Consider the following 22,758-nt stretch of genomic DNA (forward strand, 5'->3'; position numbering starts at 1 on the left):
AGGAGGGTCAGTGACACGGTCGAACGGCGAAGTTGCCGGGGCGGTCGCCAGGAGCGGCTCGACGCCCGACGACATCCGGCTGGCCCTGCGGGCAGCGACCATGTACTACCTCGACGGGCTGACGCAGGCCGAGATCGCGTCGCGGCTCGGCGTCTCGCGACCCACCGCCGGGCGCCTGGTCGCCCGCGCGAAGGCCAAGGGGCTCGTGCGTATCGAGGTGGCCGTCCCGCCGGAGATGACCGAGGACCTGCACGCCGAGGAGGAACGCGAGCTCGAGCGGCGGTTCGGGCTGACCGAGGCGGTGGTGGCCGGCCACGGCGTGGAGATCGGCGCACCCGGCCGGCCCGCGTCGTACGCCAGCGTCGGGCGTGCCGCCGCCGCCCTGCTGATGCGCCGGCTGTCTCCCGACGATGTGCTCGGGTTCACCTGGGGGCCCGAGCAGGTCGCGGTGGCCAGCGCGCTGACGCCCGGCGTGGCCAGTTGCCGGGCGGTGGTGCAACTCGACGGCGCCATGTCGACGGCGGCATACCAGACCGGCACCGAGTTCATCCTCACCCGTGCCGGTGACACGTTGCGGGCCACGACATTACGGCTGCCAGCGCCGCTGTACGCCGACCCGTCGACGGTGGCGTCGATGCGCAACGACTCGGTCATCTCCCGCACGTTGGAAGCGGGCAGGCACGCCGACCTGATGCTTTTCGGGGTGGGCGCGGTGTCGACGTCGACGACGCTGTTCGAGGGCAGCTTCCTCGACACCCGCATGCTCGACGAGTTGGTGTCGCTCGGCGCGGTCGGCGAGATCGGCGGCCGGTTCTTCGACGCGCACGGCGCGCCGGTCGTCACCGAGCTGCAGCAGCGGGCCGTCTCGGTGCCGCTGGAAGACATCCGCAACTGCGACAAGACGCTGCTGATCTCGAGCGGCGCCACGAAGTATCACGCCACGCTCGGCGCCCTGCGCGGCAAGCTGGCCAAGCTGCTGGTGTGTGACATCGATTGTGCCCATTGGCTGTTGAGCCAGTGATACGCACAGTGAAAGGTGAGGTGAAGTGAGAGCACTACGAAGACTGGCCGCGGGTCTGGCCACCGTGGGGTTGACGCTGACCGCCGGTTGTTCGGGTGCGGGCAGCTTGGGCGCCTCTGACAACGAGGTCACGATCGCCATGGTGTCGAACTCGCAGATGACCGACGCCAGGGACCTGTCGTCGGAGTTCGAGGCCGCCAACCCGGGGACGAAGCTCAAGTTCGTCACGCTCTCGGAGAACCAGGCGCGCGCCAAGATCACGATGTCGGCGGCGATGGGCGGCAGTGAGTTCGACGTCGTGATGATCAGCAACTTCGAGACCCCGCAGTGGGCGAAAGACGGTTGGCTGCGCAACCTCTCGGAGTATGCCGCGCAGACTCCCGGCTACGACGAGGGCGACTTCATCTCCTCGCTGCGCGAATCGCTGTCCTACGAGGGCGACATGTATTCGGTGCCGTTCTACGGCGAGTCGTCGTTCCTGATGTACCGCAAGGACCTGTTCGAGCAGGCCGGCATCACTGTCGACCAGTCGCCGGACTACCAGCCCACCTGGCAGGAGGTCGCCCAGTGGGCGGACACCCTCAAGACCGACGACCGGGCCGGAATCTGCCTGCGCGGCAAGCCCGGCTGGGGTGAGGTGCTCGCACCGCTGGACACGGTGATCAACACGTTCGGCGGGCGCTGGTTCGACGAGCAGTGGAACGCGCAGCTGAACAGTCCCAAGGTGCGCGAGGCAGTGAACTTCTACGTCGACCTGGTCAAGCGCTCGGGCGAACTCGGCGCGGCCGCAACGGGTTTCCAGGAGTGCGCCAACCTGTTCGGCCAGGGGCAGACGGCCATGTGGTACGACGCGACCTCGGCGGTGTCGGTGCTCGAGGACCCGCAGGAGTATCCCGAACTGGTCGGCAAGATCGGCTACCTGCCGGCGCCCATCGTCGAGAAGCCGAACTCCGGCTGGCTCTACACCTGGGCGTTGGGCATCCCGAAGGCGGCGAAGAACCCCGACGGCGCCTGGAAGTTCATCTCGTGGATGACGAGCAAGGACTACATGAAGCTGGTGGGCGAGAAGCTCGGCTGGGCGCGGGTGCCACCGGGCAGCCGGACCTCGACGTACACCGAACTGCCCGAGTACGAGAAGATCTCGCAGTCCTACGGGCCGTTGACGTTGCGCTCGATCGAATCGGCCACGCCGGATCAACCGACCGTACAACCCGTGCCCTACACCGGGATTCAGTTCGTCGGCATCCCCGAGTTCCAGGATCTGGGCACCCGGGTGAGCCAGCAGATCAGCGCCGCGATCGCCGGTCAGAAGTCCGTCGACGAAGCGCTCGACCAGGCCCAGCAGTACGCCGAGGTCGTCGGCCGCACCTATCAGGAGAAGTGATGACCGTAACCGCTGACACCAAGGCCGATGCCGGCGAACTCGCGGCGGCCGAACGGGTCCGAAAAATCCGCGAGGCGCAGAGCGTCGGCGTGAGCCGCGCCGAGGCGTGGCGCCGCCGTGGACCGCTGCTGCCCGCGCTGATCTTCATGATCATCGTCACGCAGATCCCGTTCCTGTTCACGCTCTACTACTCGACGCTGTCGTGGAACCTGGTGCGGCCCGGCTCGCGTGAGTTCGTCGGGCTGCAGAACTACGTCACGGTCGCCAAGGACAGCCAGTTCTGGACCGTCGCGTTCAACACGGTGGTCCTGATCGTCGGCGTGGTGCTGCTGTCGGCGTTCTTCGGCCTGTTGCTGGCGCTGCTGCTGGACCGCGCCTTCCTCGGCCGTGGCATCGTGCGGACCCTGCTGATCACCCCGTTCCTCGTCACACCCGTTGCCGCCGCGCTGATCTGGAAGACCACGATCCTCGATCCCAACAACGGCATCCTCAACTGGGTGCTGTCGCTGGTCGGGATCGGCAAGGTCGACTGGATCGGGCAGTTCCCGCTGGCGATGGTGATGGTCGAACTGATCTGGCAGTGGACGCCGTTCATGATGCTGTTGATCCTCGCCGGCCTCCAGTCGATGCCTCGCGACATCCTGGAGGCCGGTCGAGTCGACGGTGCCGGCGCGTTCGCGCTCTTCCGGGAGCTGACGCTGCCGCACCTTCGGCGCTTCATCGAACTGGGGGTCGTCCTCGGTGCGATCTACCTGATGAACACCTTCGACGCGATCTACATGATGACGCAGGGCGGACCGGGCATCGCGAGCGCGAACCTGCCGTTCTACATCTACCAACGCGCGTTCCTGGGCTTCGACATGGGCCAGGCGGCGGCGATGGGCGTCGTGGTGGTCATCTTCACGATCATCATCGCCAACTTCGCTCTGCGACTGATCTTCAAATCGTTCACCGGCAAGGAAGAGGCGGCCTAGAGATGACTACCCACCCCGTTGTTGGGAGCACCGAGAAGACAACGGCGGCAGCCGAACCAGTTGCCAAGCCCAAGAAGAAGTCCGGCAAGTTCTCCGTGTGGGGAGTGGTGGCCTGGCTCGTCGGGCTCGGGTTCTTCTTCCCCGTGTTCTGGATGATCCTGACGTCGTTCAAACAGGAGGGTGACGCGGCGACCAGCCCGCCGAAACTGTTCTTCACCCCGACGCTGGACCAGTACGGCGCGGTGTTCGACCAGGGCATCGGGCCGTCGATGCTGAACTCGTTGTTCGCCACCGGGTTGTCGACGATTCTGGTACTGCTGCTGGGGACACCCGCGGCGTTCGCGCTGTCGCTGCGCCCGGTGCGCAAGACCCAGGACGCGTTGTTCTTCTTCATGAGCACGAAGATGCTGCCGATCGTGGCGGTGATCCTGCCGCTGTACGTGATCGTGTCGAATATCGGTTTGCTGGACAACATCTGGGCGCTGGTCGTGCTGTACACGGCGATGAACCTGCCGATCGCGGTGTGGATGATGCGGTCGTTCTTCCTCGAGGTGCCCGGCGAACTGCTGGAGGCGGCCAGCCTGGACGGCGCGAGCCTGTGGCGGTCGGTGCGCGAGGTGATCCTGCCGCTGGTGTCGCCCGGCATCGCGGCGACCGCGCTGATCTGCGTGATCTTCGCGTGGAACGAGTTCTTCTTCGCGGTCAACCTGACCGCGGTGAACGCTCAGACGATGCCCGTCTACCTCGTCGGCTTCATCGCCGGTGAAGGTCAGTACTGGGCGGTGCTGTCGGCGGCCGCCACCATGGCCGCGCTGCCCGTGATCCTGTGCGGGTGGATTGCCCAGAACAAGCTGGTGCGCGGACTGTCGTTCGGCGCGATCAAGTAGAGGAGTCAACTCACAATGGCATCAATCACGTACAACAACGCGTCGTGCATCTACGAGGGCTCGGACAAGCTCGCGGTCGACTCGCTCAACCTCGACATCGCCGACGGTGAGTTCATCGTCCTGGTCGGCCCGTCCGGGTCGGGCAAGAGCACCGCGCTGCGGATGCTGGCCGGGCTCGAGGAGATCGACGAGGGCACCATCGAGATCGGCGGCAAGAACATGGTCGGCGTGCCCTCCAAGGACCGCGACATCGCGATGGTGTTCCAGAACTACGCGCTGTACCCGAACAAGACCGTCGCGGAGAACATGGGTTTCGCACTCAAGCTGCGCGGCGTGCCCGCCGATGAGCGGCGCCGCAAGGTCGAGGAGGCCGCCAAGATCCTCGACCTCACCGAATTCCTGGACCGCAAGCCGGCCAAGCTGTCGGGTGGTCAGCGTCAGCGCGTGGCGATGGGCCGCGCGATCGTGCGCGAACCGCAGGTGTTCTGCATGGACGAGCCGCTGTCGAACCTCGACGCCAAGCTGCGCGTGCAGACCCGCACGCAGATCGCCGCGCTGCAGCGCCGGCTGGGTACCACGACGGTGTACGTCACCCACGACCAGGTCGAGGCGATGACGATGGGCGATCGGGTGGCCGTGCTGCGGTTCGGCAAGCTGCAGCAGTTCGCCTCGCCGAACGATCTGTACGACAAGCCCGCCAACGCGTTCGTCGCCGGGTTCATCGGCTCGCCCGCGATGAATCTGGTGACGCTGCCGATCGCGCCGGACGGCGTCAAGGTCGGCGACTCGACGCTCGAACTCGAGCGCGACCAGCTCACCAAGCTCAGCGAGGCCGGCCTGTCGGAGGTCACCTTCGGCATCCGGCCCGAGCAGCTGGAGATCACCGAGTCCGGCGGCGTCGAGGTCGTCGTCGACCTGGTCGAGGACCTGGGCAGCGAGGCCTACGTGTACACCCATGCCGGGTCCGGCGTCGAACTGGTCGCGCGCTGCAATCCGCGCAGCGCGCCGCGACTGGCCGACACGGTGCGGGTGCGCAGGCACCCTGAAGGTGCGGTGCACCTGTTCCACCCGGAGACCGGGGAGCGCATCAACTAGTTCCCGCGCGCCGAACGGCCAGTTATCGCGCGGTAAGACACGGAAAACGTCGCGTAACTGGCCGCTCGGGGCTCAGTCGTTGATGGCGGCGACGCTGCCGGGCGTCAGGCCACTCGGCAGGTTCGGGTCCAGCCCCGAGCCGTGGGTGAACTCCTGATGCGCCATCGGTCGGCAGTTGTTGTCCATCGGCGTCTGGTCGCCGGAGCAGTACGGCACCAGGTCCTCCGGGTCGGCCGCGGCGTGCGGCGCCGCGACCACCGAGACCAGCGCGATCAGCACCGCCGCGATCACTCTCACCACGGATTCACGCTATCAGCGGGTATACGTTCACACTGTGGATCGTTTCGGCCGGGTCAAGCTGACCAACCCGGACAAGGTGCTGTACCCGGCGACCGGCACCACCAAGGCGGAGGTGTTCGACTACTACGTCAACGTCGCCGCGGCGATGGTGCCGCACATCGCGGGCCGGGCGTGCACCCGCAAGCGGTGGCCCAACGGTGTCGAGGAGTCCTCGTTCTTCGAGAAGCAGCTCGCGTCGTCGGCGCCGGACTGGCTGGAGCGCGGGTCGATCACGCACAAGTCCGGCACCACCACCTATCCGATCATCAACAGCGCCGAGGCCTTGGCGTGGATCGCGCAGCAGGCGTCGCTGGAAGTGCATGTGCCGCAATGGCGTTTCGTCAAGACGTGGAGCCGCGACGGCGGCGCCGAGCAGACGCCGGGACTGGCCACCCGCGTGGTGTTCGATCTGGACCCCGGTGAAGGGGTCACGTTCCGGCAGCTCTGCGAGGTGGCACACGAGGTCCGTGAGCTGATCACCGGCATCGGGCTCACCACGTTCCCGTTGACCAGCGGCAGCAAGGGCCTGCACCTGTACGTGCCGCTGGAGAAGCCGATCAGCTCGAGCGGCGCGTCGGTGCTGGCTCGCCGCATCGCGGTCCAGTTGGAGAAGGCCATGCCCAAGCGGGTGACGGCCACCATGACCAAGAGCCTGCGCACCGGCAAGGTGTTCGTCGACTGGAGCCAGAACAACGGCAACAAGACGACCATCGCCCCGTATTCACTGCGCGGCCGCGATGAGCCGACGGTCGCGGCGCCGCGCACCTGGGACGAGATCGAAGACCCCGACCTGAGGCATCTGCGCTTCGACGAGGTGCTCGAGCGCCTCGACCGCGACGGGGACCTGTTGGCCGACATGGACGCCGACGCACCGGTCGCCGACGCGCTGTCGACGTACCGCAGCATGCGCGATGCCGGCAAGACGCCCGAGCCGGTGCCGAACACCGCGCCGATCACCGGCAACGACGACTTCTTCGTCATCCAGGAGCACCACGCCCGCCGGCTGCACTACGACTTCCGGCTGGAACGCGATGGGGTGCTGGTCAGTTGGGCGATCCCGAAGAACCTGCCGGACACCCCGTCGGTCAACCATCTGGCCGTGCACACCGAGGACCACCCGCTCGAATACGGCACCTTCGAAGGTGAGATCCCCCGAGGCGAGTACGGCGGCGGCAAGGTGATCGTCTGGGATTCGGGCACCTACGAGGCCGAGAAGTTCCGCGACCCGGGAGTCAACGACGAAAAGCCGCTCGACCGCAACGGGCCCGACAAGGGCGAGGTGATCATCACGCTGCACGGCAAGAAGGTCACCGGCCGCTACGCGCTGATCCAGACGAACGGCAAGAACTGGATCGCGCACCGCACCAAGGAACAGCCGGGGCCCGCGACCGTCGGCGATCTCCAGCCCATGCTCGCCACCGAGGGCTCGATCGCCAAGCTGAAGGCCACGCAGTGGGCGTTCGAAGGCAAGTGGGACGGGTACCGCGTGTTGCTCGAGGCCCGCCACGGCGAGCTCAGCCTGCGCTCCCGGCGGGGCCGCGACGTCACCGCCGAGTTCCCGCAATTCGCCGCTCTGGCAGCCGATCTCGCCGACCACCACGTGATCCTGGACGGTGAGGCGGTGGCGCTCGACCAGAACGGCGTGCCCAGCTTCTCGGAGATCCAGAACCGCGCGCGCTCCACGCGCGTCGAGTACTGGGCCTTCGACATCCTGCACCTCGACGGGCGATCGCTGCTCAAGGCCAAGTACTCCGACCGTCGCCGACTGCTGGAGGCGCTCGCCGAGGGCGGCGGTGTGATCGTCAAGGACACGCTGCCCGGCGACGGCCCGGATGCGCTGGAATACGCACGCGCACAACGGTGGGAGGGTGTGGTCGCCAAGAAACGCGACTCGACCTACCAGCCGGGGCGGCGGTCGTCGTCGTGGATCAAGGACAAGCTGTGGAACACCCAGGAGGTCGTCATCGGCGGTTGGCGCCAGGGTGAGGGCGGCCGGTCCAGCGGGATCGGCGCGTTGGTGCTCGGGATCCCCGCCGAGGGTGGACTACAGTTCGTCGGCCGGGTCGGCACCGGATTCACCGACAAGGCGCTGGCGTCGCTCAAGGCCACGCTCAAGCCGCTGGAGACCGACGAGAGCCCGTTCAACGAACGGTTGCCGCGCCAGGACGCCAAGGGGGTGACGTTCGTGCGGCCCGAACTCGTCGGCGAGGTCCGCTACAGCGAACGCACCTCCGATGACCGTCTGCGGCAAGCGAGTTGGCGGGGGCTGCGTCCCGACAAGGAGCCCGACGAAGTCACGTGGGAGTCGCCGACCTAGTCGGCACAGTCGGCAATATCCTGGCGGTCATTGGCCATCTGGCCAGTGTCGGTCTCCGAGGGTGCGCGCTACATTCGAGCCAGCCTTCGAAAGGGACAACTGTGGCACAAGCGAATTGGCGGCCCAGCGTCGCGATGATCCCGTTCCCGGGCCTGACGATGCTGGACCTCATCGGGCCCTACGAGACACTTCGCGCACACACGGACGTGCATCTCCTCGGCTCCACCACCGACGAGTTCTTCTCCGACAGCGGCGCGCCGTTCCGCGCGACCGAAAAGCTCTCGGAAGCAGCGGATTACTACGACGTCGTCTTCGTTCCGGGCGGCAACGGCACCGCAGACGCCATGCGCGACCCGCAGATCACCGACTTCCTCGCGACCCGAGGAGCCCGGGCACGCTACGTCACGTCGGTCTGCACCGGCTCGCTGGTGCTGGGCGCCGCGGGATTGTTGGACGGCTACCGGGCGACGACACACTGGTCGATGCTGGACGCGCTGCCCTTCTTCGGCGCGATACCCGCCGAGGACCGCGTCGTCATCGACCGCAACCGCATCACCGGCGGCGGGGTCACCGCGGGCATCGACTTCGCCCTGATGCTGCTCGCCGAACTGTTCGACGAAGAGACGGCGCGCTATGCACAACTGCTCCTGGAGTACGACCCGGCGCCGCCGTTCGACGGCGGATCACCTCGCACGAACAGTCAGGACACCATTCAGAAAATCAAGGAATACGTCGCGGAGCTGATGGCGTCCTGCCAGGACTTCGCCGCCGAGAGGAGCGCGTGATGCCCGGAGCCAAGCCGTACGGCCAGCTGCAGTATCAGGAGATCAACGGCAAGCGGATGGCCTATATCGACGAGGGCCACGGCGATGCCATCGTGTTCCAGCACGGCAACCCGAGCTCGTCGTACCTGTGGCGCAACGTGATGCCGCATCTGGAGGGGCTCGGCCGGCTCGTCGCGTGCGACCTGATCGGCATGGGCGGTTCGGACAAATTGGATGATCCCGGCCCAGACAGCTATCACTACCACGAGAACCGCGACTACCTGTTCGCGCTCTGGGACGCACTCGATCTCGGTGACCGCGTCATCCTCGTCCTGCACGACTGGGGTGGAGCCCTGGGATTCGACTGGGCCAACCAGCACCGCGACCGCGTCGCCGGCATCGTGCACATGGAAACCGTGTCGGTGCCGATGGAATGGGATGACTTTCCCGACGAGGTCGCGCAGATGTTCCGCGGTTTCCGCTCCCCGGAAGGGGAGGCGATGGTGTTGGAGAACAACGTCTTCATCGAGGGCGTGCTGCCGTCCATCGTGATGCGCCCGCTCAGCGACGAAGAGATGGACTACTACCGCCGGCCGTTTCTCAACCCCGGCGAGGACCGGCGGCCCACGCTGTCGTGGCCGCGCGATGTCCCGCTGGCCGGTGAACCCGCCGAGGTGGTCAGGGTCATCGAGGAGTTCGACGCCTGGCTGGCCACCAGCGATGTGCCGAAGCTGTTCGTCCGCGCGGAGCCCGGCGTGATCCAGGGCAAGCAACGCATCCTCGACATCGTGCGCAGCTGGCCCAACCAGACCGAGATCACCGTGCCGGGAACGCATTTCCTGCAGGAGGACAGCGCCGACGAGATCGGCAGCGCTATCGCGTCATTCGTGCGGGCGATCCGCTGAGCGCCTCCTGCAGACCCCGCGTCGCCAATTGGTCGGCCAGTTCGTTGTCGGCGATCCCCGAGTGGCCCTTGACCCAGAACCACTCGACGCGGTGGCGTGCGCACGCGATCTGCAGCCGCCGCCACAGGTCGGCGTTCTTCACCGGCTGCTTGGCCGCGGTCAGCCACCCGTTGCGTTCCCAGCCGAACACCCACTTGGTGATGCCGTTGCGCACGTAGGTGCTGTCGGTGTACAGGTGCACCGAGACCGGGCGGGTGAGCGCCTCGAGCGCCATGATCGGCGCGGTCAGCTCCATGCGGTTGTTGCTCGTCGCGCCCGCCTCGCCGCCGAACATCTCGCGGACATGCTCACGCTGGCGCAGCACCGCACCCCAACCGCCGGGACCCGGATTGGGGCGGCAGCCGCCGTCGGTGTGGATGACCACGGGATCGTCGCTCACGGTCAGAGGATAGGCGCCGAGATCATCGCCGTCCGGACCGACATGCCGAGGTCCCGGTGCCGCAGCGTCGTGATCCGTCGTCCCGACTGTACCGCGGCCTTGACCGGCGCCGTGCGGTCGGCGAAATAGGCTGCGGTGGCGTCGATGTCGGCGACGACGTACGTGATGCCCCACAGCGACGACGGCCCGTCACCTGCCACGTCCGGAGCGCCGACGACCTCGACGATCACCTCGCCGAACCGGAAGAAGATCTGGCGCATCGGCCGGCCGCCCAGCTCGGTGTCGCGTTCCCGGCGCGGCTCCGCGCCGGCCGCCCCGAACGATGCGACCGTCCGCGCCAGGTCGGGGGAGAGCACCACGACGTGATCGATTGCGACGACGCCGTTCGCATGCTCGGCAGGTTCTGCCACGGGCGCGTCGGACACCGTCGTCGCAATGCCGTCGAGCTCCGGCCCCCGCGCGCCGCGCAGCGCCCATCCGGTGATCCCGGACCCGGGTCCGGCCAACCGGATCCGGACACCACCGACCCGGCACACGTCGTCGGCGTCGACGGTGAAACCCGCGCGCCGCCACGCATCCGCCGGATCGGCGACCGAGATCTCGTCGACGGTGATCACCGCACGAGTATGACCGCCCGGGTCAGCGCGCGAAGTCGGCGGGACGGAACTTGCCGTCGCGCAGCTTGCGCTCGATCTCCTCGAGGCTGCGGCCGGTGAGGTCGGGCATCCGGAAGTACACGAAAATCCAAGCGGCGACGTTGAACAGGCCGTACAGCCACATCGCCGGGCCGACGCCGATGCCGCTGATCAGGCTCAGCAGCGTCAGCGTGATCAGCAGGTTGGTGCCCCACAGCGCCGCGGACTGGGCGGCGGTGCCCGCGGGTCGCACCGCCAGCGGATAGGTCTCCGAACCCGTCAGCCACCCCATCAGCTGCAGTCCGCCCGCGTTGAACAACATGAACACCACCAGGCAGGCGATGATGAAGGGCACCGAGTCGCGGCCGCTGTTGCCGGTGACGAACAGAGTGCCGAGGACGAACAGGCTGACCGCAGCGCCGGGGATCATGATCAGCGTGAGACGTCGCCTGCCGACCCGGTCGATGATCGACAGCCCGACCAGCTGCGCGACGAGGTAGCTCACGCCGAGCGCCACCGACACCTGCAGCGCGACGGACTCGTCGAACCCGTTGTCGGTCAGGATGGTCGGCGAGTAGTAGATGATCATCTCGATGCCGCTGAGCTGAGTGAAAATCGCGATGCCGCAACCGAGTATGAGCGCCGGCCGGACCCACGCCGCCCGCAGCCCGGGCCAGCCGCGGGTCTTGGCGGTCTCCTCGCGCCGCGTCAACTCGGCCATCTCGTCGAGTTCGGCGTCGACGTCGTAGCCGTCAGGGCGCACCCGCTCGAGGACCTCGCGCGCGGTGTCGCGGTCGTCGTCCTTGATCAGCCACCGCGGGCTTTCCGGCAACCGCAGCAGCAGCACCAGCATGATCGCGGCGGGCACCGCGGCCGCGCCGATCGACCACCGCCACGGGATCGACTCCGAGGCGCCGACGATGGTGGCGATGACGATGCCGACGCCGATCGCGATCTGGAAGCACAACACCAGCCGGCCCCGGTACTTGGGCGGCGCCAGCTCCGCGACGTACATCGGTGCGGTCTGGGTGGCCCCGCCGACCGCGAAACCGAGGACCAAGCGGCCGAGCGACAGGATCAACGGATTCGGCGCGACCGCACACCACAGCGCACCGACGACGAACACGACGGCCAGCATCAGCAGCGTGCCCCGGCGGCCGCGACGCTGCGACAGATAGCTGCACACCAGCGCGCCGATCACGGCGCCGAGCAGGATGCTGGCCGCGATGACCTGCTTCCAGGCTTCCTCGATGCCGAAGTCCTTGGTGATCTGGAGCAGCGCGCCGGAGATGATCCCGGTGTCGTAGCCGTAGAGCATGCCCGACACCGCCGAGACCACCGCGACGATGACCACCGCGCCGGTCAGCTGTCCCGGTGTCTTCGCCCGCGCGTCGTCCGGCTGTGCGGTGTCGGTGTCGGTGGCACTCATCGGCGACGCTCCTGAGACGACGGGCGAGGGGCGGCACCGTGTTACCCGACGTGCGGAAAGTGCAAACATCACGCCCGCGCCGGGCTACCGCCGAACCGCGCCGCGAAAAGCCAATTTCATCTTTTCCGAAACTTTGCTCGGTACCTTTAGGCGATGTATCCACCGGAGGGGCAGAGGAATGGGCGGCGGAATAGCGGCTGAACTGGCCGAAGCCGGGTTCGTCGACGCCGTCGAGGTGGGCCGCGGTGGGGGCGGCGTGGTGTATCGCTGCCACCAGACGTCGCTGGGCCGCAGCGTCGCGATCAAGGTGCTGGCCTCCGACCTCGACGACGACGACCGCGAGCGTTTCCTGCGCGAGGGCGTCGCGATGGGCGGGCTGTCCGGGCACCCGAACATCGTCAACATCCTTCAGGTCGGGATGACCGAGACCAACCGGCCCTTCATCGTGATGCCGTACCACGCAGCGGGTTCGCTCGCCGAGCGGGTTCGGCGGGAGGGCCGCATCGCCTGGCCCGAGGCGCTGCGCATCGGCGTGAAACTGTGCGGCGCACTGGAAACCGCGCACCGCACCGGCACACTGCACCGCGACATCAAACCCGCCAACGTGCTCGTCAACGACTACGGCGAACCGCAACTGAGCGACTTCGGCACCGCCCGCATCGCCGGCGGCTACAAGACCGTCACCGGATTCTTCACCGGCACACTGTCTTACACCGCACCCGAGGTGCTCGCGGGCAGCCCGCCGACCGTCGCCGCCGACATGTACTCCCTCGGCGCGACGATCTACGCGCTGATCGCCGGCAGCCCGCCGCACGAACGCAAGGCCGACGAGGACCTCATCGCGCACTATCTGCGCATCACCGACACCCCGGTGCCCGATCTGCGGCCCGCAGGCATCCCCGCCGACGTCTGCGCCGCGATCGAGAAGGCGATGGCCAAGGAACCCGCGGACCGGTACCCGTCGGCGGCCGAGTTCGGCCGCGTGCTGCAGCTGGCGCAGCGGCACAACGGGTTGGCCGCCGACGCCATGGCGCTCAGCGAGCCCGGCGGTCACCTCGAGCAGACCGGTGGCACGCAAGCGATTCCGTTGTCGGAGTTGAGCGGTCAGCCCGAATCGGAGCAGGAGCTGCCGGTCGGCGCACCACCGCCGTCGAACATGTTCGCGCACACCGCGTCGATCAGCGCGTCGAGCCTGCCATGGCAGGCCGTGCAGGTCCCGCCGTCGGCGCCGCCACCCGATCCGCCCCCGCCGCCCAAGCGTGACCGCAAGCGGGTGTTGCTCGTCTCGGGTGCCGTCATCGCGGTGCTGCTGCTGGTGATCAGCGGGGTGTTGGTGGCGTCGACCCGGGACAGCGGCGGCGGCGAGGCCGCCCCGACCACCACCCGCGTCGCCGACACCCAACCCCAGTGGCGGCCCATCGCCAACGCGCGCGTCGCGCGTGACGCGGTCGCCGCCACCGAGGCCGACGGCACCATCTGGGTGTTCGGCGGGTTGGAGGCCGACGACCGTGCCAGCGCGCAACACGAGGGCTACGACCCGGCCATCGACAGCTGGAAGGGTGGCGAAGACCTCCCGGTGCCCGTCCAGCACGCGATGGCGGTGACGTGGCAGGGCACCCCGGTGGTGCTCGGCGGCTGGCGGTCCGAGGGCGCCGATACCAAGGTCGCCACCGACCAGGTGTGGCGCGTGGTGAACAGCCGCTGGACCGCGCTGCCGCCGCTGTTGCAGCCCCGCGCCGCGGCCGCCGCGGCGGTGGTCGGCGACCGCATCATCGTCGCCGGCGGCGTCGACGCCGCGGGCAAGCTGCTCACCACCACCGAGATCTTCGACGGCACCGCGTGGACGCTCGGCGCGCCGATCCCCACCCCGCGCCAACTGCTGGGCGGAGCGTCGGACGGCGAGCTGGTCTACGCCGTCGGCGGCAGCGACGGCGCAGCCGACCTGGCGACGGTGGAGACTTACGACCCCGCGGCCGACAAGTGGACCACGCTGTCCGAATTGCCCGGTCGGCGAAGCGATTTCGGTATCGCCGTCGCGGACGGACGCCTGGTGGTGGCCGGCGGCGTCGCGGGCGGGCAGGTGCTCAAGAGCGTCGTCGCGCTCGACCTCGCGACGCAGTCCTGGAACGGGCTGCCGGATCTGGGCACCCCACGCCACGGGATGGCGGTCTCCGGTGTCGGCCGAACCGTCTACGCGATCGGCGGCTCGACCGGCCCCGGCGACACCCAGATCACCTCATCGGCCGAAGCGCTGAAACTGGCGCCGCGCAGACCGCAACCGGCGGCGCAGTGGCGCATGCTGCCCAACGCGCCGACCGAGCGGCTGATGATGGCGTGGGCCGTGCTCGGCGACGAGATCTGGATCGCCGGCGGCATGCAGCACGGCGAGACGCTGGCCACCGTCGAGAGTTTCAACACCCGCACCGGCGCGTGGCAGCAGCGCCCACCGCTGCCGATCCCGCTGCACCACGCCACCGCGACGACCTACCGCGGTGAGATGGTGGTCATCGGCGGCGCCAGCGACAACCTCGCGGAGGCGTCGAACAAGGTCTTCGTGTTCCGCAACGACAAGTGGGAGGAGCTCCCGCCGCTCACCCACGGGCGGGCCGCACCCGCGGCCGCCGTCGTGGGGGACAAGCTCGTCGTCGTCGGCGGGCAGAACAACCGCCAACTCGTCCCGCAGACCGAGGTTTTCGACGGCAAGTCGTGGACGCAGGCCGCCGACATCCCGACTCCGCGTGAACATCTCGCGGCGGTGTCCGACGGCACCTACGTCTACACCGTCGGCGGGCGGTTCCTGAGCGCCGACGAGAACTCGGCGGCGTTCGAGCGGTTCGACCCGGTGTCGGGCAACTGGGATCGGTTGCCGGACATGCCGACACCGCGCGGAAGCTACGGCGCGGCGTTCATCGACGGTCGGGTCGTCGTGGTCGGCGGCGAGGAACCGACGCGGGTGCTGGCCACCGTCGAGATGTACGACATCGCCACCGGCAAGTGGCGCACGGCGGCGCCGATCAACACCCCCGTACACGGGCAGGTGGTGGCCGCGGTCGGGTCGGCGGTGTACTGCATCGGCGGCGCCGACCGGCCCACGCACGAAGGCGCGGTCGCGACCGTCGAGGCCCTCGACTTCACGTAGCGCGCAGCTGGGCGAGCGTGACCGCGCCGCGGCGCAGCGCCTCGTTGGCCAACCGGACCCGGCGGTCCCCCTCGGCGGGGATGGCGAACTTGTCGTAGAGGTTCTGCAGGTGCTGCTTGACCGCCGCCTCGGTGACGTACAGCTCGCCTGCCATCCGGCGCACCGACGCCGGCTCGGGAAACGGGTCGTCGGACACCAGCGGGCGGCACAGCACCACCAGCACGTCGAGCTCCCGGCGGGTGATTCGCGGGGGCGCCTCGATCGGCTGGGCGGTCACCGTCTCCTCGTCGAGCCGGCCGTCGCCGCTGTCCCTGACCTCCCAGAAAACGATGCGGGACTTGCCGACCCGCACCTCGTCGCCGGAGCGCAGCACCCGCTCGGCGGTGATCTTCTCGCCGTTGAGGTAGGTGCCGTTGCGGCTGCCCAAATCGCGGATGGACCAAGCGAATCCGAGGTTCTCGAAGACCGCGTGCAACCGCGACACGGTCTCGTCGTGATCGAGGGACACCGCATTGCTCGACGCCTTGCCCAGGGTCACGCGCTGCCCGGACAACGGGATGAGCTCGCGGCCCGACGGCTTGGAGACTTCCAGGTGCGACGACATGCGGACCTCCTCTCTGAGCCAGATTCTGACCCAGACAGGAGGTCCGTGAGCGGTGAACGGTCAGGAGCGCTTGCGCCGCAACGTCTCCAGAAGCGGCGGCCACGGCCATTCGCGATGGGCCCCGCCGCGCGGCGCCTTCAGGAACGCCAGCCCCAGCACCAGGCCGAAGATGACGTGGCCGACGAACGTGATCGTGACCGTGGCGGCGTTCAGCGGGAACATCATCTCCTCCCCGTGCGGCGCCAGCGCCACCGTCGCCATCAGCCCGGCCCAGGTCGGGAACACCGCGAAGCCGACCGCTGCCAGCACCGCCCGCACGTTGGACCACCGGTCGATGCCCAGCGCGTACGCGACGATGAAGAACGCGACACCCAGGCCACCACCGTCGCCGATGTAGCGCCAGATGTAGCCGACCGCGGCGCTGCCCACGGTGTCGGGTTCGCCGGTCACCCATGACCCCATCACGGTGATGAAGTCGCCCATCAGGTCCAGCACGTGCACCGCGAACAGGCGGGCCCCGTCGTAGACGATGCACGCCACCATGCCGGCGATCAGGCCGCGCCCGACGATCATGTCGATGCGGTGCGGCGCGAACGTGATGATCGCGCCCAGCACCGCGCACAGCGCGATCAGCACCACTGATGTCACGTGCTGCGGAACCAGCCCGAACACGTCGACCGAGATGCCCAGGATCGGCATCGATGCCAGCGCCAGCACCAGCAGTACGCGGGCGATGTCCCATTTGGTGGGGCGGGCCTGGATCGCGGCCAGATCCACGTAGCGCTGACGGACCGTCCTGGCGACGGTCCCGATGTTGATCGGGCGCAGCCGCACGGTCTTGCCGTCGAAGGCGCTGATGGCCTTCGGCAGAGGGCGGGCGATCCGCGTCGTCTTCGCGTCGATCCGCGCGGGACGCACTGGGAGGTCGCCGGGACGCAGCCGCACGGTCCGCTCGTGGATGGGAGTTGCTGTCGCGACCATGGTGCTTCCTCGGGTCAGTGGTGTGAAGGACCCATTCATCGTCTCGATCAGGGGCCGCCCGGATAATCGCCGAGGGGTGAGAGTTCGCCTGTCACCGGGAAGGTTTTCCTGTCTTGCCAGTAAGACCGGCTCTCATATGAAGTTTCTATGAGGACGCTGTCAGCGGGCCGTCGGCCCGCGACAATGGACCCATGACCTCGGTGAGCGAGCACGGGCCGCGGCGCGCGATCCTGGGGCAGTTGCCCCGGATGTACCGCGCCGACGGGTCGCCGATCAGGGTGCTGCTCGTCGACGACGAACGCGCGCTCACCAACCTGGTCCGGATGGCGCTGCAGTACGAGGGCTGGGACATCGACGTCGCGCACGACGCCGCCGAGGCCGTCGACAAGTACCGGGCCAACACCCCCGACGTCATGGTGCTCGACATCATGCTGCCCGACATGGACGGGCTCGGAGTGCTGGCGCAGATCCGCGCCGAGGACGCCTACACGCCGACCCTGTTCCTCACCGCGCGCGACTCGGTGGCCGACCGCGTCACCGGGCTGACCGCCGGCGGCGACGATTACATGACCAAGCCGTTCTCGCTCGAGGAACTGGTCGCGCGGTTGCGGGGCCTGCTGCGCCGGTCGGCGTACATGACACCCGCCGACGACGAGTCGCTGGGGATCGGCGACCTGGTGCTCGACGGGGCCAGCCGGGAGGTGACCCGCGGCGGCACAGCGATCGCGTTGACCTCCACCGAGTTCGAACTGCTGCGGTTCCTGATGCGTAACCCGCGTAAGGCGTTGAGCCGCAGAGAGATTCTGCACCGCGTGTGGAACTACGATTTCGGCGGGCGGTCCAGCATCGTGGATCTGTACGTGTCTTATCTGCGCAAGAAGGTCGACGCGGGCCGCGAGCCGATGATCCACACCGTGCGCGGCGTCGGATACATGCTCAGGCCGCCAGGGTGAAACGGATCTGGCAGAGCTGGACCCTGCGACGGCAACTCGTTGTCGGCGTCTCGGCGGTGGTGATGCTCGCGCTGGTGACGTTCGGGACGATGTCGGTGGTGAGCCTGCGCTCCTCGGTGCTGGGCATCATCGACTCGCAATTGGCCACCAGCGCCGAGGGTTTCAGCCAGTCGCTGACGAAATACCGCACCACACCGTTGCAGAACGGTGAGCTGCCGCCGCCCGGCGCAATGAAACCGCTGACCCATCTGATCGGGCAGGCGCCGGACAACGTCGTCGCCCTGATTCAGAACGGCACGGTGGTCGACTCGGCGCACTTCATCGACGGGGATGCGGTGCCCGCACCGCCGGCGGTGGTCGACGCGATCGGCCGAATGTCCTGGGACACAGCCGGACCGCACACCGTCAAGCTGCCGGAACTGGGCTGGTACCGGATGGAGAGCCGGCCCGGTGACGGTGACGAAATGCTGGTGACCGCGGTGTCGCGGGCACCGGCGTGGGACGCGATGATGCGCGAGACCGCGATCGTCGCGGGGATGACGGTGCTCGCGCTGGTGATCACCGCGCTCAGCACCGTCGCGATCGTGCGATACGCGCTACGCCCGCTGCGTCGGGTCGCGGCCACCGCCGCCGAGGTGGCGACGCTGCCGCTCGACCGCGACCACCACGCGATCACACCCCGGGTGCCCACCGGCGACACCGACCCGCGCACCGAAGTCGGCCTCGTCGGCGACACCCTGAACCGGCTACTCGACCACGTCGAGCGCGCATTGGCCGACGTCGCCGCCTCCGACCGGCGGATGCGCCAGTTCATCACCGACGCCAGCCACGAACTGCGCACCCCGCTGGCCGCGATCCACGGTTACGCCGAACTCACCCGGCAGGACAGCGCGGTGCTGCCGGAAACCACCGAATACTCGCTGGCGCGGATCGAAGCCGAGACCCAGCGGATGAACTCACTGGTCGCCGACCTGCTGCTGCTGGCCCGGCTCGACGAGGGCCAAGACCTCGACAGCGCCGACGTCGACCTCGGCGACCTCGTCGTCGACGCGGTCAACGACGCCGCGGTGTCCGCGCCGCAGCACCGGTGGGTGACCGACGTGCCCGAGTACCCGGTCTGGGTGCGCGGCGACCGGACCCGGCTGCACCAGACCTTGGCGAACCTGCTGTCCAATGCGCGCGTGCACACCCCGCCGGGCACCACGGTGGCCGCCGCGCTGCACCCTGGACCTGCGGGGTTCGTCGAGGTGACAGTCAGCGACGACGGACCCGGCATCGCCTCCGAGCTGCTGCCCCATCTGTTCGAGCGGTTCGTCCGCGCCGACAAGTCGCGCTCTCGGGAAGCCGGCAGCTTCGGCCTCGGGTTGTCGATCGTCGCGTCGATCGTCGAGGCGCACGGCGGGACCATCCGGGCGGAATCCGGCGCGGGCCGGACGCGGTTCACGATCCGGCTGCCGGAGATCGTCGACCACACCGCGCCCACCGCGAGAAAAGTGGCCTCTTCTTCGTTTCGTGACCATTCAAGCGGGTAGGCTTGTCTCACTGGGTCTGAGCTGACAGCCCCGCCACAGCGTCACCTTCGAGGTGAGCTCTATTGACCACCATTGAGACCCGCAAGTTCGAACGTTCCCACGTCGAGATCACCGGCCCCGCCGACGCCGACGAATTTCTCGAGGATACGTACGGCGTCGCCTTGCGGCCCAGTCGCCGACTGCCTCCGCGCTGGGAAGGGCCCGTCCTCACCCACACCAGGACAACTGCCGGCTCGTTGGCGATCGACGAGTTGTACACGGCAGGTCACATGGACGTCCGCTCCGACCCGCTGAACAAGGTGGTCGGCATCTGGACCGCGGGCGGTCAGGTCGCCACCGCCTGCGACGGCACCCACACCGAGGTGGGTGCGGGAAACATCGGCATCCTTGCGCAACCGCACCTGCCGTATCGGGCACGGTTCGACGAGGCCAGGCTCACCGCGGTGCTGCTCGATCCGGCGGTGGTTGCGGGGGTAGCCGCCGGCCTGCCCAGCAGTCACGCGCCGCTGCCGATCCGCTTCACCAGCCTGCAACCCGTCGACACCTCCGCGGCGCAGGCGTGGAAGAGCACGGTCAGCTACGTCAGGGACATCCTGCTCGCCGACCGGTCGGTGGCCACGCCACTGGTGGTCGGGCATGCCTGCCGCCTGCTGGCTGCGGTGACGCTGGCAACGTTCCCGAACACGGCTACGTCGGAGCCGACCCCGCACGACCGCACCGACCACCAACCGGTCCTGCTGCGCCGGGCGATGGAATTTATCGACGCGAACGCCACCAACGACATCGCGCTCGCCGACATCGCGGAGGCCGTGCATGTCACGCCGCGAGCCGTGCAGTACATGTTCCGCCGCCATCTGGAAACCACGCCGCTGCAATACCTTCGCCGGCTGCGGCTGCATTACGCCCATCAGGAGCTGCTGGCCGCGAACCGCGGCAGCGACACGGTGACCGACATCGCGGCACGGTGGGGCTTCGCCCACACCGGGCGATTCGCGCTGCTGTATCGCCAGACCTATGGGCAGAGCCCACACACGACGCTGCGCGGCTGATTCGCAGTATGCCGGGCGCGGCCTACTCTGGACAGCATCTCGTCCACGGGCAGGAGGTGGTCACGACGCACGACACCGACGACGCTGTTGCCCGCCGCGACCTCGCCCGCCGGCGGGCAGAGGAACTACGGGAACGCATGCGCGAGTTGACCAATGGATGTTCACCGACCACGGACTCGGTGAGGCAGGCGCGGTTGCGCGCCGAACAGGCCGCTGAGCGTGCCCGCCGAGCTCACCGTGCGGCGGCCGAACGGCACCGGGAGGCCGGCATGGCGCACCTGCGGGCCGCGGCCGCCCACGAGCAGGCGGCGTTGCAGGCGGACGACCGCATGGTCGAGGCCCATCAGGACCTGGCCGAGCATCACCGAGAGGCGGCGGACCGCCACGAGTGGGCGGCGCGCTGTGAGGACACCGAGGGGTGACCGGGGTCAGGCCAGCGCCTCCAGCAATAGCAACGCGCCGTGACCGAACCCTCCGAGGTGTGGAATCCCGTGCAGGTCACCCGGATTCGCGTCGTCTTGCCGCGGCGGTTCACGGCTTCTACAGTGGTTTCGGTAGTGATGTCGGGGTCGACGAACGCCTGACCGATCAGTGGCTTCACCTGTTCGGTGGGTAGCCCGATGTCCAACGCGGTCAGCGGCGAACCCACGGCCTCGTCCGACCGCAGCCCCCACAGTTCGACGCAGCCGCGGTTCCACAGCACCACCCGCATCTCACGGTCCACCACGACCATGCCGTACTGGATCGAGTTCACCAGGGAGTCCAGGAACATCCTGGTTTCGCCCAGTTCGACACTGCGCTCCCGCAGCGCGTCGTTGATCGTGTGGAGCTCGTCGTTGGTGGACTGCAACTCCTCGTTCATCGTCTCGAGCTCTTCGTTGGTGGACTGCAGTTCCTCGTTGGTGGTCTCGAGTTCCTCGACGGTGGACTGCAATTCCTCGTTGGTGGTCTCGAGCTCCTCATTGGTCGACTGCAGTTCCTCGTAGGCTGCCTCGAGTTGACTGTTGGTCTGAACCACCTTGTCGAGCAGTGCGCGCGTGGCCGTCACATCGAAGAAGACGATCGACACGCCGAGCAGCCCGTTGTCGCTGTCCACCAACGGGTTGACGTGGATCTCGAACCACGCCGAATCGGAACCCTGCCGCTGCCACTGCACATCGGGGATGCGGGCCGACCGGCGTTCGACCTTGGCTTGTTCGAGATATGCGCGCAGTTCGACCGGACGGTAGGACACCTCCAGGTCGCGCAACAACCGGCCGATGTCACGTGCCGACAGCCCGAACGTCGACTCCGCCTGCTGGTTGATCATGGCGACCGTGTCGTCCCCGGTCACCACGATCTGAGCGACGGGTCCCGCGCGGAACGCCAGTTCGCGGATCGGGTCCAGGCCGGGCAGATCACCGTGGCGCTCGCTGGCGGTGGTGCCGTTGCCGTTGTCATATCGCTGCACACCGGCGTGGGATCCGGCCGCCTTCCTGAAGATCCGGTGCTTGAGGTTGAGCGGGGCGAAACGGTCGCTGTGGCTCAGCAGCATCTCTGCGTGTCCGAGAAACAGGGTGCCCTGCGGCGCGAGCGCGAAATGTAAACGGCTCAATACGTTTCGCTGGGTCTCCGCGTTGAGGTACATCAGCGTGTTCCGACAAATCACAAGGTCTGCGCGAGAGATCGGGGCGTCCTTGACCAGATCGTTCCTGCCGAAGATCACCGCTCTGCGGAGATCCTTGCGAAACACGTAGCGGCTGTTGACCTTCTCGAAGTAGATGCTCAGCAGCTCCGGCGGCACCGACTCGACGGCACGTTCCTCGTAGCTCGCGGTGCGCGCCTCGGCCAGCGCGTCCTCGTCGATGTCGGTCGCGTAGATTTTCACCCGCTGCCGGAAGGCATCGGGCCCCATCGCCTCCGCGAGGAGCATCGCCGTCGTGTACGCCTCCTGGCCGGAGGCACATCCTGCGCTCCACACCCGGATCGGATCGTTGGGACCGCGTTCGGCGAGAATGGCCGGGACCACCTCGTCGCGGATGCAGTCCCACGCCGGCGCGTCGCGGAAGAAACTCGTGACGTTGATCAGAATCGTGTTGAACAGCGCGTTGAACTCGTCGGCGCTGGCCTGTAGGTGGTCGAGGTACTCCTCGTAACTCTCGAAGCCGGCGTGGGTCATCCGGTGCCGCACCCGCCGCATCAACGAGGTGCGCTTGTAGCCGGTGAAGTCGAACCCCCGCGAGTCACGCATGAAGTTCAGCAACGTCTCGAACGCCTCGTCAGGTTGCTCGTTCAATTGCTGTCCGTTCATCTGTACTCGCGGAGTCTGTCC

The 22,758-nt window shown here is 68.0% G+C and carries 19 protein-coding genes and 1 pseudogene; 13 read left to right on the top strand and 7 right to left on the bottom strand.

Going from position 1 to position 22,758, the window contains the following annotated elements; translation table 11 throughout:
• Positions 1-10: 10 nt before the first annotated feature.
• Genes BLW81_RS12145 through BLW81_RS12165 form a run of 5 tightly spaced genes read left to right on the top strand, consistent with a single transcriptional unit; the run spans position 11 to position 5,361 of the window.
• Positions 11-1,021: a sugar-binding transcriptional regulator gene (locus tag BLW81_RS12145; protein WP_268875596.1), complete on the top strand. Its 1,011-nt coding sequence runs from the start codon at positions 11-13 to the stop codon at positions 1,019-1,021.
• Positions 1,022-1,046: 25 nt separating this feature from the next.
• Positions 1,047-2,405 carry an ABC transporter substrate-binding protein gene (locus tag BLW81_RS12150; RefSeq protein ID WP_083407395.1) on the top strand — a complete coding sequence of 453 codons (1,359 nt, stop codon included), beginning with the start codon at positions 1,047-1,049 and terminating at the stop codon, positions 2,403-2,405.
• The gene (locus BLW81_RS12155; RefSeq protein ID WP_083407396.1) at positions 2,405-3,379 is read left to right on the top strand and encodes a carbohydrate ABC transporter permease; all 975 of its coding nucleotides are present in this window, start codon (positions 2,405-2,407) and stop codon (positions 3,377-3,379) included. Before BLW81_RS12150 ends, BLW81_RS12155 begins: the two co-directional genes overlap by 1 nt.
• A 2-nt stretch (positions 3,380-3,381) precedes the next feature.
• Positions 3,382-4,266, top strand: a complete 885-nt coding sequence (locus BLW81_RS12160) for a carbohydrate ABC transporter permease (RefSeq protein WP_083407397.1) — start codon at positions 3,382-3,384, stop codon at positions 4,264-4,266.
• Between the two features lie 15 nt (positions 4,267-4,281).
• Positions 4,282-5,361, top strand: a complete 1,080-nt coding sequence (locus BLW81_RS12165; protein ID WP_083407398.1) for an ABC transporter ATP-binding protein — start codon at positions 4,282-4,284, stop codon at positions 5,359-5,361.
• A 72-nt stretch (positions 5,362-5,433) separates the two neighbouring features.
• On the opposite strand, the gene BLW81_RS12170 is transcribed toward BLW81_RS12165, so the two are convergent.
• Positions 5,434-5,661 (bottom strand): hypothetical protein, encoded by a 228-nt coding sequence (locus tag BLW81_RS12170; protein ID WP_173839609.1) that lies wholly within the window; start codon positions 5,659-5,661, stop codon positions 5,434-5,436.
• A gap of 34 nt (positions 5,662-5,695) precedes the next feature.
• Here BLW81_RS12170 and BLW81_RS12175 point away from each other — a divergent pair, with 34 nt between their 5' ends.
• The 3 genes from BLW81_RS12175 to BLW81_RS12185 all read left to right on the top strand — a co-directional run bounded on the left by BLW81_RS12175 (position 5,696) and on the right by BLW81_RS12185 (position 9,686).
• Positions 5,696-8,017, top strand: a complete 2,322-nt coding sequence (locus BLW81_RS12175; RefSeq protein WP_083407400.1) for an ATP-dependent DNA ligase — start codon at positions 5,696-5,698, stop codon at positions 8,015-8,017.
• A gap of 101 nt (positions 8,018-8,118) precedes the next feature.
• The gene (locus BLW81_RS12180) at positions 8,119-8,802 is read left to right on the top strand and encodes a DJ-1/PfpI family protein (RefSeq protein WP_235632245.1); all 684 of its coding nucleotides are present in this window, start codon (positions 8,119-8,121) and stop codon (positions 8,800-8,802) included.
• Positions 8,802-9,686: a haloalkane dehalogenase gene (locus BLW81_RS12185; protein WP_083407402.1), complete on the top strand. Its 885-nt coding sequence runs from the start codon at positions 8,802-8,804 to the stop codon at positions 9,684-9,686. Before BLW81_RS12180 ends, BLW81_RS12185 begins: the two co-directional genes overlap by 1 nt.
• On the opposite strand, the gene rnhA is transcribed toward BLW81_RS12185, so the two are convergent.
• Genes rnhA through BLW81_RS12200 form a run of 3 tightly spaced genes read right to left on the bottom strand, consistent with a single transcriptional unit; the run spans position 9,655 to position 12,189 of the window.
• Complete coding sequence (rnhA, locus tag BLW81_RS12190; protein WP_083407403.1) at positions 9,655-10,125, bottom strand: ribonuclease HI; 471 nt, start codon at positions 10,123-10,125, stop codon at positions 9,655-9,657. The genes BLW81_RS12185 and rnhA overlap by 32 nt on opposite strands.
• A gap of 2 nt (positions 10,126-10,127) precedes the next feature.
• On the bottom strand, positions 10,128-10,742 hold the full coding sequence (locus tag BLW81_RS12195) for a VOC family protein (RefSeq protein WP_083407404.1): 615 nt from the start codon (positions 10,740-10,742) through the stop codon (positions 10,128-10,130).
• Between the two features lie 22 nt (positions 10,743-10,764).
• On the bottom strand, positions 10,765-12,189 hold the full coding sequence (locus tag BLW81_RS12200; RefSeq protein ID WP_083407405.1) for a sugar porter family MFS transporter: 1,425 nt from the start codon (positions 12,187-12,189) through the stop codon (positions 10,765-10,767).
• Positions 12,190-12,367: 178 nt separating this feature from the next.
• Between BLW81_RS12200 and BLW81_RS12205 the strand changes: the two genes are divergently transcribed.
• Positions 12,368-15,328, top strand: a complete 2,961-nt coding sequence (locus tag BLW81_RS12205) for a serine/threonine-protein kinase (RefSeq protein ID WP_083407406.1) — start codon at positions 12,368-12,370, stop codon at positions 15,326-15,328.
• On the opposite strand, the gene BLW81_RS12210 is transcribed toward BLW81_RS12205, so the two are convergent.
• Positions 15,321-15,932 carry an FHA domain-containing protein gene (locus tag BLW81_RS12210; protein WP_083407407.1) on the bottom strand — a complete coding sequence of 204 codons (612 nt, stop codon included), beginning with the start codon at positions 15,930-15,932 and terminating at the stop codon, positions 15,321-15,323. The genes BLW81_RS12205 and BLW81_RS12210 overlap by 8 nt on opposite strands.
• 60 nt (positions 15,933-15,992) lie before the next feature.
• Complete coding sequence (locus BLW81_RS12215) at positions 15,993-16,913, bottom strand: hypothetical protein (protein ID WP_083407408.1); 921 nt, start codon at positions 16,911-16,913, stop codon at positions 15,993-15,995.
• A 191-nt stretch (positions 16,914-17,104) separates the two neighbouring features.
• On the opposite strand from BLW81_RS12215, the gene BLW81_RS12220 reads away from it, so the two are divergent.
• The 4 genes from BLW81_RS12220 to BLW81_RS12235 all read left to right on the top strand — a co-directional run bounded on the left by BLW81_RS12220 (position 17,105) and on the right by BLW81_RS12235 (position 20,869).
• On the top strand, positions 17,105-17,866 hold the full coding sequence (locus BLW81_RS12220; RefSeq protein ID WP_083407409.1) for a response regulator transcription factor: 762 nt from the start codon (positions 17,105-17,107) through the stop codon (positions 17,864-17,866).
• Positions 17,863-19,398, top strand: coding sequence for a sensor histidine kinase (locus tag BLW81_RS12225; RefSeq protein WP_173839610.1), 1,536 nt, complete (start codon positions 17,863-17,865; stop codon positions 19,396-19,398). Before BLW81_RS12220 ends, BLW81_RS12225 begins: the two co-directional genes overlap by 4 nt.
• A gap of 62 nt (positions 19,399-19,460) precedes the next feature.
• The gene (locus tag BLW81_RS12230; protein ID WP_083407410.1) at positions 19,461-20,447 is read left to right on the top strand and encodes a helix-turn-helix transcriptional regulator; all 987 of its coding nucleotides are present in this window, start codon (positions 19,461-19,463) and stop codon (positions 20,445-20,447) included.
• A 56-nt stretch (positions 20,448-20,503) separates the two neighbouring features.
• Positions 20,504-20,869: a hypothetical protein gene (locus BLW81_RS12235; RefSeq protein ID WP_157897675.1), complete on the top strand. Its 366-nt coding sequence runs from the start codon at positions 20,504-20,506 to the stop codon at positions 20,867-20,869.
• Positions 20,870-20,875: 6 nt separating this feature from the next.
• Here the strand turns inward: BLW81_RS12235 and BLW81_RS12240 are convergent.
• Positions 20,876-22,737: pseudogene (locus BLW81_RS12240) on the bottom strand (CheR family methyltransferase).
• Between the last annotated feature and the right edge of the window lie 21 nt (positions 22,738-22,758).

It is taken from the genome of Mycolicibacterium rutilum (assembly GCF_900108565.1).
In the GTDB taxonomy this organism is placed as follows: Bacteria; Actinomycetota; Actinomycetes; order Mycobacteriales; family Mycobacteriaceae; genus Mycobacterium; species Mycobacterium rutilum.